We start from the raw sequence: 9,947 nt of genomic DNA on the forward strand, positions 1-9,947 counted from the left end.
CATCGATTGGAGCCTCACCGACGGCAGCGCCATTCCCATCGAGCAGCGCGACGCCACGGAGGTGACGCAGATGACCGGCCGGTTGCCTGACGGCTCGCTCGCCACCGTGACGATCACGCCTGAGGGGAGTCTCGCCGCCAACTATGCTTTCGACGTGACGCCGGCCCGGCTCATCACCGGCTTCATCACCGAGCGCGGCGTGCGCCCGCGACGGCGGAAGGTTTGCGGCTGCTCTATCCGGAGCACCGGGAGCAAGCGGCCGCGTAGAGCATGGGACGGCATAAGAAAGTGGCGCGGGACCGAAGTCCCGCGCCATGTCGATCCAATTAGTTCCCGATCAGCCTACCAGCCGAACCAGAGGCTGACGCCCGGGCGCGGTAATAGGGCCTGTAGTACGGGCGGTAGTAGGGCCGATAATAGGGCCGGTTATATCGGTACGACCGGTAGTGAGGCCCGCGGTAATAGCGGCCGCGATTGTAGTAACGACGCTTCTTGTAATACTTCTTGACCTCGATGAGGTCCCCGCTGGCGTGGCTGTAATTCAGCGCCGCGGCTGCGGGCAGGGCCGAGGCGGGTTTGGGGCCCGCGACGACGAAAACGGCAACAAGGCCCGCTAGGGCCGTAAGTAGAACTCCGCGCATGGGTGTTTACCTCGAGCGTAGGGTTGAACCCCCTCCTCAGCTAACCTAGGAAATGGGGATCGGTTCCCAAGAAGGGAACCCCATGAATTCAAGACTCTAAGAACTTAGGCGTTGAGGAACGGATAAAGGGGCGGGCTCTCCAGCGGATAATTCCGCCGGTCCCTTGCTTTTCGGCAGTCATGCGCGTGCCTTACGCCAGCACCATCACGGCCATGAAGCCGAGGGCCGCGGCTGCCGCGGTCGGCGCGATCCATGTGATAACGGTGCTTTGGGCCACCGCCCCCATGGCCCTCCCATTGGCCGCCCGTGGCGCGTTGGCGCTCACGACCGGTTGGAGACTGGCGGCGGCCACAAGCGAGGCCGTGTGCTTTGCGTGCCATTTCGGTCCCGGGCCGCGCATATAGTGCCGCTCGGGATGGTACGCACTACGGAAGCTACCCACTTTGATTTCCCTCATCCAGATACGCCCCTAACTTCCTATAATTCATGTGAATATGTTGCGAATCGGTATCCGACCGGGGCGGAATTGAGGATTTTTCGCCGCAAGCTTGAGGCGCGCTCTTTCCTTGCCGGAGGTCACGAAACTTGCCAAAACCCGCGCCATGCAAAGCCAATGGAACGACGACACCGCCAAGCAGACGGTCGAGGCCTATGGCGCCGAAGGCGTCAATGAGGACATCGCCCTTCGCGTCTACACCACGCGCCTGATCGGCCGCGACCCGCTGCTCGTGCTGCACGGGGGCGGCAATACGTCGGTGAGACCCGCGCCACCGACGATCTCGGTCAGGAGCACGAGGTCATCGCGGTCAAGGGCTCGGGCGCCGACATGGCCGACATGGAGCCTTGGGGGTTGCCGGCGGTGAAGCTGGAGCCTTTGCGGAAGATGCGCGCGCTCGACGCCCTGTCGGACGAGGCCATGGTCAATCTGCAGCGGCTCAACCTGCTCGACGCCTCGGCGCCGAACCCGTCCGTGGAGACGCTGCTCCACGCCTTCCTGCCGCATAAATTCGTGGACCATACCCATGCCGCCGCGGTGCTGGCGCTGGTCGACCAGCCGGACGGGGAGGCTTTGGCGCGCGAGGTCTATGATGGGCGCATGGGGATCGTGCCCTATATCGCGCCGGGCTTCGGGCTCGCCAAGGCGGCGGCCCAAGTGTTCGAGGAGAAGCCCGACGTGGAAGGGCTGATCCTGCACAAGCACGGCATCTTCACCTTCGGCGAGACGGCCCGCGAAGCCTACGAGCGCATGATCGAGATGGTGTCACTCGCCGAGAGCCGCCTGCGCCAGGGCCGTCCGGTGGTGTTCCCGGCGGCGCAGATTGCAGGCAGTCTGGAAACCGCAGCGGAGATCGCGCCGATCCTGCGTGGAGCGTGCGCCATCAGGAAAGACAATGCAGAGCCGATCCGGTTCATCGCCGAGCTGCGCACGGGCCCGGAAATCCTCGACTACGTGAACGGCGCGGAACTCGCCTCTTACAGTCAGCGCGGCGTGGTGACTCCCGACCACATCATCCGCACCAAGAACAGGCCGTTGGTGGTCCCGGTGCCGGAAGCCGGCGCGCTCGACGATTTCGGCGCTGCCGTGCAGGCGGCGGTCGAACAGTTTGCGGCCGCGTACGACACCTATTTCGCACGCGAGAACGAAGCGGTTGGTAATACCAAGACCAAGCTCGATCCCATGCCGCGGGTGATCTTGGTGCCGGGCGTCGGTCTGTTCGGGCTCGGGCGCACGGCGAAGGATGCCGCGATCGCAGGCGATCTCGCCGAGAACACGATCAGAGTGGTGACTGACGCCGAGGCCATCGGCCGCTACGACCCGCTGCCCGAGGCCGATCTCTTCGCGCTCGAATATTGGAGCCTCGAGCAAGCCAAGCTGAAGGGCGCGGTGATGAAGCCGCTGACCGGACAGATTGCCGTGGTGACCGGGGCGGGCGCCATCGGCGCGGCAACGGCGAAAGCGTTGGCTGGCGACGGGGCGGCGGTTGCGCTGTTCGACATCGACGGCGAGGCGGCGAAGAAAGCTGCCGCCGAAGTCAAAGGGCTCGGCCTTGCATGCGACGTGACTAAGCCGGAACAGGTGAAGGAAGCTTTCGCAGCCGTGTGCGAGCGCTTCGGCGGTGTCGACATTCTGGTGTCGAACGCGGGCGCGGCGTGGCAGGGCGTATCGGCGATGTCTCCGACGAGACCTTGCGCCAGAGCTTCGAACTCAATTTCTTCGCGCATCAGACCGTCGCGCGCGAGGCTGTGCGCATCATGCAAAAGCAAGACACGGGCGGCGTACTCCTGTTCAACATCTCCAAGCAGGCGGTGAATCCGGGCCAGAATTTCGGACCCTATGGTTTGCCCAAGGCCGCCACCATGCTGCTCATGCGCCAATACGCGCTCGATTACGGCGCCGACGGTATCCGCTCAAATGGCGTCAACGCCGACCGTATCAGGAGTGGGCTGCTCACGGGCGAGATGATCGCGGCCCGGTCCAAGGCGCGGGGCGTATCGGAGGCCGACTATATGAGTGGCAACCTGCTCCGCGCCGAGGTCACGGCGGACGACGTGGCACAAGCGTTCCTGGCGCTTGCGAAGGCGCGAAAGACCACCGGGCATGTCGAGACGGTGGACGGCGGCAATATCGCCGCGGCGCTGCGCTAGGCTCGATCCCGCAATATTTTGCGAGCCGTCGCCCAAAACGGGGCGATCCTAAGGGAGTTTTAACCACAAAGAGAGAGGCTTCCCCACACGCTTTGCGCGGGGGATTCGCCGTATAGGCCGTCCCTGCCATGACCTCTAGGGACGGATTTTCGCTTTAAAAATTGAGAGATTTCAAATGGTTCTCCGCCTGAAAGTCACGCTCGCCTTTGCCGCCACGGCGCTTATGGCTGTCCTGGTGTCCTTCGTGCTCCAGCAACTGATCCCGAACGCGGGCGCGGCCGCGTTGCTTGCGCTCGTCGTCGCGGTCGGTCTTGGCGCGGCCTTCGGTTATTTCTGGGGCGGCGGCCTCTCGAAGGCGCTCAGCGATCTCAGCAGCGTCATTCTGCGCTTCACCAAATGGGACATGGACGGGGTGGTCCCACACGCCGCGCGGTCCGACGAGGTGGGCGGCATCGCTAAAGCCTGAAGACGTTCCAGGCCGATGCGATTCAGTGGAGCGAGAGCCACAAGAGTGAGCAGGACAGCCAGGTTCAGGGTCGGCTTGCCTCGCAGCAGCGCACCGAGGAGCTGATCCATCAGTTCCGCGGCTCGATCGCCGGCATTCTTGGGGCCTTCGCCGACAGCGCGCGAACCATGGACGAGACCGCGCGGGTGCTGTCGAACGTGGCTTCCGACACGAACGAGCGCGTCACCTCCGTGGCCTCGGCTTCGGACGAGGCGTCCGCCAACGTGCAGACCGTGGCGGCGACCGCCGAGGAGCTGGCCGTGTCCGTCAGCGATATCGGCACGCGCGTTTCCACCGCGAGCCGCATCGTCAACCAAGTCACCGAGAACGCCCGCACCGCCAACCTCAAGGTTGAAGGCCTGGCGACCGCGGCACAGCGTATCGGCGACGTGGTGAGCCTCATTCAAGACGTTGCCGCGCAGACCAATCTGCTTGCGCTCAACGCCACCATCGAGGCGGCGCGGGCGGGCGAGGCCGGCCGCGGCTTTGCCGTGGTTGCGAGCGAGGTGAAGACGCTCGCCGACCAGACCGCCAAGGCGACCGATGACATCAAGCAGCAGATCAACTCGATCCAGAGCTCGACCAATGGTGCGGTCGAGGCCATGCAGTCCATCGTCACCACCATGGGCGAAGTGAACAAGAACACCCAGGAGATCGCCGGCGCCGTGCAGCAGCAATCGGCGGCGACCTCGGAAATCTCACACAGCGTGCGCCAGGCGGCGCGCGGCACCGAAGACGTGGTGGCCCATATGCCAGGCGTCACCAAGGCCGTCGACGAGACGAGCCAGTCGGCGACGCAGATGCTGCAAGTCAGCCGCGATCTCTCGCGCCAGGCCGAGCAGCTCCGCCATACGGTGGAGAACTTCCTGCGCCAGGTGGCCGCGGCCGACGCGCTGAAGCGCGCAAGCTAAGAGTCTCAGGTTCAGGTTCCGCGTACGAATGGCCGGGATTCGTCCCGGCCATTTCGCATCTGGTGCATTGACGCGCGCAATAAGCTAGCCTCCATCCGCTAACGGGAGGGCCGCCGCGTGGGCCGGATTATCCGCATTTTCCTGTCGGGCGTTCTGGCGCTCCTGCCGATCATGGTTACGGTGATGGTGACCGCGTGGGTCGCGTCGCTGGTGGCAAGCTATGCGGGTCCCGGCAGCTTCCTCGGCAATCTCATTACGTCGCTCGGGCTGAACGTCTACGGCTCCTCGACGATCGCCTATTTCATCGGGCTCGGCATCATTCTCGCCATCATTTTCGTGCTCGGGCTCTTGGTCGAATCCGGCTTGCGCTCATGGATCTCCAACAGTTTCGACTGGCTGATGATGCGCATTCCGCTGGTCTCGAATGTTTACGACCTGTCCAAACGCTTCGTCGCGATCGTGGATCGCGGCGACGAGGACAGCCTCAAGAGCATGAGCCCGGTGTGGTGTTTCTTCGGCGGCGAGGGGAGTGCGGCGGTCCTGGCGTTGATGCCGTCGCACGAGCCGGTCGAGATCGGGGAGCACAGATATGTCCCGGTGCTGGTGCCCTCGGCTCCGGTGCCTTTCGGCGGCGCGCTAATCTACGTGCCTGCGGATTGGATCAGGCCGGCGGAAGGCGGCGTGGAGCGACTGATGAATGTCTATGTTTCCATGGGTGTCACGCCCCCAAAAAACATGTCCGCCAAGGGGAGCTCGGCGATCGTCGAGGCGCCCGCGCCGACCGCAAAAACGAAGGCGCCTTTCTCGCGCAAGTCAAAGGCCTAAGATCAAGCGCGTTAGATCACTGGGGAGAGGATTGCGCTTTCGCCGGGTCTTCCCGCAAGGTCTCGAGTAAGGCGTCCAGGAGCAGCCAGGTTCAACCGGTTTGCTGCGGGTGATGGAGAAGAGTTTCACGCAAACGGCGCGCTTCAGGGCTTCGTCTTTCGCCAAGCTCAAGAGATTGGAAGTCTCAATCGCTGTCCAAGCGCCTTGGAGAGTCCTCTCCATCACCGCCAGATCATCCGGATCAAAGAAACCCTTTCGGGGGACATATCGCGACATGGAAATCAGCCCTGTACTATTCGTGGAACGCAGGGCTTACGCCCGCGCCAAACAAAAAGTTCAGCGGCGGAAGACGTGCTGGCCGTGACGAGGGGGTTGAAGCTGGCCTCCAAACAGAAGAAGCCCCGCCGCAAAGGCAAGGCTTCCCCCGTTCCCCCGAATTGTAGGGACTATAAAAACCGACGATTCGGGCAATGGTGCGACAAAACGTGCCCGAAGATTACTGCATTGTAATTGGGCGATGGACCGCAGAAGGGCTTAGCCTTAGGGCATTCGACGGGTCTCCCCCCACCCCGCCGACGTCCTCCCCCACTCGGAACCAAGGAAGCCCCGGAGGTCGTCCCCCCGTCCCGGGGCTTCTTTTTTGCGGCGAGCGGACGGCGCCGCGCTAAGATGGGGCTGCCCATGACCCACACATCGCTCAAAGTCTTCCTTGTCGCCGGCCTTATCGCCGTTCTGACCGGCAGCGCCGGGTTTGCCGGCGACTGGACGGGCAACTACATGACCGAGGATACGAAGGGCAACGCGTTCAGAATCGTGCTGAGCGGCGACGGCAAAGCCGCCGGCGAAAAGGATGGCCATGTCCTAAGCGGGACCTGGACGAATGAGGGCGATGCCGCGGTGATCAAGTGGGATAGCGGCTGGACGACCAAGCTCAGCAAGGATGGCGACCGCTACCAGAAGTCGGCTTACCGCGCTGGCGCCTCAACGCAAGACGATCCAACCCATACGACCGGCGCCGAGAAAATAGAATAGCGGTGCCGCGATGGACTTTAGTCGGCCGCGGGCGCGGTGAGCTGTTGGTAGAGTTCCCACGCGCTGCGCTCGACCCAATTGTGGGCCAGCTTGGGGCCGTCCGCGGTCCACCGGATTTCCCAGATGGCAATTCCGGTGAATAAGATCGGCCGGCCGTCGGGTTCTGTTCCCAGGACACCGTTGTTAATGCCGGTTGCTTGCCAGCGTGAGGTGACACGCGTGGCGTCGGCATTGGCAAAGGTTTCAAACGCTTGGAGCCGAACGTTCTTGGCCTTCGCCTGGAACGCCTCGATCCATGCCTTGAATGCGGCACGCCCCGTAACTTCCGTGCCCGCGCTGGTCAGGACAAAATCCTCGACTACCAGATCATCGACTGCCCGCAGTCGGGTGGCGGGGACCAGACCCGCTCCCAGAATTCGGAAACGAGCTTGTTCGGCTTGCGCGCGCCTTTCGGCGTCGTCCGTTGCGTATGCGCAAGAAGCGAAGCCTGCGATGACGAAGGCGACGACCAGAGCGCCTAATGAGGTTGCTGGAATTTTCATTTTGCGGACCCTAGCTGACGGCTAATTGGCAAACCTGAAATGCAGGACGTCGCCGTCCTTGACCACGTAGTCCTTGCCTTCGAGGCGCAGTTTACCGGCGTCGCGGGCAGGGGCCTCGCCGCCGAGCCCCACATACGCGTCATAGGCGATGGTCTCGGCGCGGATGAAGCCCTTCTCGAAATCGGTGTGGATCACGCCGGCCGCTTGCGGGGCGCGGGTTGCGCGCGGAATGGTCCAGGCGCGGGCCTCCTTCGGCCCCGCCGTGAAATAGGTGACGAGATCGAGAAGCTTATAACCTTCTTGGATCAGCCGGTTGAGGCCCGGCTCGGGAAGGCCGAGATCCGCGAGATAGGCTTTGCGCTCGTCCGCGTCGATCTCGGCAAGCTCAGCCTCGATCTTGGCGGAGATGACGATGCAGCCCGCCTCTTCTTTGGTAGCGCGCGCCTCGACGGCCTTTGAGTATGCGTTGCCGGTGGCGGCGGATGCCTCGTCGACATTACACACATAGAGCACGGGCTTCGAGGTGAGCAGTCCGAGCGTCCTGAAGAGGGGGCGCTCTTCGTCGCTCACCTCGGCGAGGCGCGCCGGCTTGCCGTCGCGGAGCAGCGGCAAGACGCGCTCCAGAAGCGCCAGCGTCGCTTTCGCCTCCTTGTCCTGGCCGCGAATCTTTTTCTCGAGGATCGGAATCCGGCGCTCGAGACTATCCAGATCGGCGAGCATCAGCTCGGTCTCGATGGTTTCGGCGTCGGCAAGAGGGTCGACCTTGCCGTCTACGTGGACCACGTCGGGGTCCTCGAAGCAGCGCAGCACGTAAGCGATGGCGTCCACCTCGCGGATATGGGCGAGGAACTGGTTGCCGAGCCCTTCGCCTTTGGAGGCGCCGCGCACCAGGCCGGCGATGTCCACGAAGGTCAGCCGCGTGGGGATGGTCTGCGCTGATTTGGCGATCCCGGCGAGCTTGTCGAGACGCGGATCGGGAACCGGCACGTCGCCGACATTGGGCTCGATGGTGCAGAACGGATAGTTGGCGGCTTGCGCCGCGGCGCTCTGGGTCAGCGCGTGAACAGGGTGGACTTGCCCACATTGGGCAGTCCGACGATGCCGCATTTGAATCCCATCTACTCTCTTGTCCTTACGAGTCGAACCAGCGGCGCAGCTTGGCGGCAAGCGCCCCCTCTTGGGCCGGCTTTGGCTTTTCTTGCTTCGCGGGGGCAGGCGCCGGCGTCTTGTCCTGCTTCTTCTCCGCCTTGGCCTTCTTCGTCTCCGGCTCGTCGGCTTGAGTCAGATACGCCACCTGGGTCTGGAATTTGTCGTTGGCGCCGTCGGCGAGATGCGGCGCGGCTTCGGCCATGGCACCGAGCAGCGGCTCCAGCCAGTCGAGGTCCGCTTTGGCAAAGTCATGCAACACGTAGCCCACCACGCGCTCGCGATGGCCGGGGTGGCCGATGCCGATGCGCACGCGCACATAGTCGTTGCCGAGATGCGCACTCAAGGATTTGAGCCCGTTATGGCCGGCTACACCGCCCCCGGTCTTCACCCGGACCTTGCCGGGCGCCAGATCCAATTCGTCGTGGAAGACGATCACGTCCTTCTCGTCGAGCTTGTAGAAGCGCATAGCCTCGCCCGCCGAGCGCCCGGACTCGTTCATGTAGGTTTGCGGCTTCAGGAGGATCACCTGCTCGCCGCCGAGACGGCCTTCGGACACGAAGCCCGAGAAGCGCTTGCGCCAAGCGGGAAAGTTATGGGCATCGGCGATGGCGTCGAGCGCCATGAAGCCGACATTGTGACGGTTGAAGGCGTATTGCGCCCCCGGATTGCCGAGGCCGACAAAGAGCTTCATCGCGTCATCCCGATCGGCGGCCGAACCCGCGGCCGCGAAGCCAAAAGAAGAAGGCTACTCCTTCTTCTCCTTGTCTTCCTTGTCCTCGTCCTCGTCCTCAGCGCCTTCCGGAGCTTCGGCGCGTTCGGCCTCTTCCTCGGACTCTTCTGCCTTCTGGCCGACAATGGTGGCAATCGTGAAGTCGCGGTCGGTGATGGTGGGGACCACGCCCTCGGGCATCTTCACCGAGGAGATGTGGATCGAGTCGCCGATCTCGAGGCCGGTGAGATCGATCTCGAAGGACTCGGGGATGCTGTCGGCGGGGCAGCGCACTGGAATATCGTGGCGCACGACGTTGAGCACGCCGCCGCGCTTCAAGCCGGGGGAGGCGGGCTCGTTCAGGAAGTGGACCGGCACGTCCACGGTCACTTTCGCATCCTTGGCCAACCGCATGAAATCGACATGGAGCGGGAAATCGCGGACCGGGTCGAGTTGCACGTCGCGGGGGATCACGCGGACCTTGGTGCCTTCCATGTCGATCATGAAGATCGTGCTCTGAAAGTGACCGGTCTGGATCTGCTTGGAGATTTCCTTGGACTCCAAAGCGATATTCTGCGGCTCGTCCTTGCCGCCATAAATAATGCCGGGAACGCGCCCTTCGCGGCGGACCTCGCGTGCGCCGCCCGTGCCGGTGCGGCCCCGGGCCCACGCCTTGAGTTCGATCGCCTCAGCCATGTAATCCTCCAAACGTCTGAAATAATGAGGGGCCGGAAGCCGGCCCCGCAAAGATCGGGCGCGGCGCTGTCGTTGGAGCCGCCGCGACGGAATTCGAGAGGCTTATAGCCCAAGGGCCCACGGGAAGACAATCGCCTATAGGGCTTCCGGTTGCGGTGTTAGCGCGCGGCGCTGATGGCCTCCGGAGAGAGCGCAGGGGAGCCGTTTTGCGCCTCTTCCGCCTTCTTGATGAGCTCCAGGACCCGGCGGTCAGGGGGGCGGGTATGCCATATCCGGCCGCAGCCGGACGAT

Annotated in this window: 9 protein-coding genes and 3 pseudogenes; 6 read left to right on the forward strand and 6 right to left on the reverse strand. The window is 63.6% G+C overall.

The genetic code is table 11. The features are described from left to right. Positions 1 to 267: pseudogene (locus AUC71_RS21265) on the forward strand (S-methyl-5-thioribose-1-phosphate isomerase); the annotation flags it as partial. Between the two features lie 59 nt (positions 268 to 326). Here the strand turns inward: AUC71_RS21265 and AUC71_RS21270 are convergent. Further along, a complete protein-coding gene (locus tag AUC71_RS21270; protein ID WP_069624362.1) occupies positions 327 to 641 on the reverse strand; it encodes a hypothetical protein in 315 nt (104 codons plus the stop codon). Between the two features lie 190 nt (positions 642 to 831). After that, positions 832 to 1,098, reverse strand: coding sequence for a hypothetical protein (locus AUC71_RS11390; protein WP_069624363.1), 267 nt, complete (start codon positions 1,096 to 1,098; stop codon positions 832 to 834). Positions 1,099 to 1,243: 145 nt separating this feature from the next. On the opposite strand from AUC71_RS11390, the pseudogene AUC71_RS11395 reads away from it, so the two are divergent. The 5 genes and pseudogenes from AUC71_RS11395 (at position 1,244) to AUC71_RS11415 (ending at position 6,560) form a co-directional block, all read left to right on the forward strand. Continuing rightward, positions 1,244 to 3,287, forward strand: a pseudogene (locus tag AUC71_RS11395) (bifunctional aldolase/short-chain dehydrogenase). Between the two features lie 175 nt (positions 3,288 to 3,462). Continuing rightward, complete coding sequence (locus AUC71_RS11400) at positions 3,463 to 3,753, forward strand: hypothetical protein (RefSeq protein WP_069624364.1); 291 nt, start codon at positions 3,463 to 3,465, stop codon at positions 3,751 to 3,753. A 167-nt stretch (positions 3,754 to 3,920) separates the two neighbouring features. After that, on the forward strand, positions 3,921 to 4,703 hold the full coding sequence (locus tag AUC71_RS11405) for a methyl-accepting chemotaxis protein (protein ID WP_069624365.1): 783 nt from the start codon (positions 3,921 to 3,923) through the stop codon (positions 4,701 to 4,703). A gap of 117 nt (positions 4,704 to 4,820) precedes the next feature. Continuing rightward, positions 4,821 to 5,528 carry a DUF502 domain-containing protein gene (locus AUC71_RS11410; protein WP_069624366.1) on the forward strand — a complete coding sequence of 236 codons (708 nt, stop codon included), beginning with the start codon at positions 4,821 to 4,823 and terminating at the stop codon, positions 5,526 to 5,528. A 681-nt stretch (positions 5,529 to 6,209) separates the two neighbouring features. Continuing rightward, the gene (locus AUC71_RS11415; RefSeq protein ID WP_141701632.1) at positions 6,210 to 6,560 is read left to right on the forward strand and encodes a hypothetical protein; all 351 of its coding nucleotides are present in this window, start codon (positions 6,210 to 6,212) and stop codon (positions 6,558 to 6,560) included. 17 nt (positions 6,561 to 6,577) lie between these two features. Here AUC71_RS11415 and AUC71_RS11420 read toward each other — a convergent pair whose 3' ends face one another. From AUC71_RS11420 to AUC71_RS11435, 4 genes and pseudogenes are all read right to left on the reverse strand, one after another. Beyond that, entirely contained in the window at positions 6,578 to 7,102 is a 525-nt protein-coding gene (locus tag AUC71_RS11420; RefSeq protein WP_204376708.1) for an ester cyclase, read from the reverse strand. Between the two features lie 21 nt (positions 7,103 to 7,123). Next, positions 7,124 to 8,220 (reverse strand): annotated as a pseudogene (ychF, locus tag AUC71_RS11425) (redox-regulated ATPase YchF). Positions 8,221 to 8,234: 14 nt separating this feature from the next. After that, positions 8,235 to 8,942: an aminoacyl-tRNA hydrolase gene (gene pth, locus AUC71_RS11430; protein ID WP_069624368.1), complete on the reverse strand. Its 708-nt coding sequence runs from the start codon at positions 8,940 to 8,942 to the stop codon at positions 8,235 to 8,237. Between the two features lie 54 nt (positions 8,943 to 8,996). Then, positions 8,997 to 9,656, reverse strand: a complete 660-nt coding sequence (locus AUC71_RS11435) for a 50S ribosomal protein L25/general stress protein Ctc (RefSeq protein ID WP_069624369.1) — start codon at positions 9,654 to 9,656, stop codon at positions 8,997 to 8,999. Positions 9,657 to 9,947 lie beyond the last annotated feature (291 nt).

It is taken from the genome of Methyloceanibacter marginalis (genome assembly GCF_001723295.1).
Classification (GTDB): Bacteria; Pseudomonadota; Alphaproteobacteria; order Rhizobiales; family Methyloligellaceae; genus Methyloceanibacter; species Methyloceanibacter marginalis.

Coding starts and splice junctions, on each gene's coding strand:
- AUC71_RS21270 (WP_069624362.1), bottom strand. CDS start 641: ATGCGCGGAGTTCTACTTACGGCCCTAGCGGGCCTTGTTGCCGTTTTC.
- AUC71_RS11390 (WP_069624363.1), bottom strand. CDS start 1,098: ATGAGGGAAATCAAAGTGGGTAGCTTCCGTAGTGCGTACCATCCCGAG.
- AUC71_RS11400 (WP_069624364.1), top strand. CDS start 3,463: ATGGTTCTCCGCCTGAAAGTCACGCTCGCCTTTGCCGCCACGGCGCTT.
- AUC71_RS11405 (WP_069624365.1), top strand. CDS start 3,921: ATGGACGAGACCGCGCGGGTGCTGTCGAACGTGGCTTCCGACACGAAC.
- AUC71_RS11415 (WP_141701632.1), top strand. CDS start 6,210: ATGACCCACACATCGCTCAAAGTCTTCCTTGTCGCCGGCCTTATCGCC.
- AUC71_RS11420 (WP_204376708.1), bottom strand. CDS start 7,102: ATGAAAATTCCAGCAACCTCATTAGGCGCTCTGGTCGTCGCCTTCGTC.
- pth (WP_069624368.1), bottom strand. CDS start 8,942: ATGAAGCTCTTTGTCGGCCTCGGCAATCCGGGGGCGCAATACGCCTTC.
- AUC71_RS11435 (WP_069624369.1), bottom strand. CDS start 9,656: ATGGCTGAGGCGATCGAACTCAAGGCGTGGGCCCGGGGCCGCACCGGC.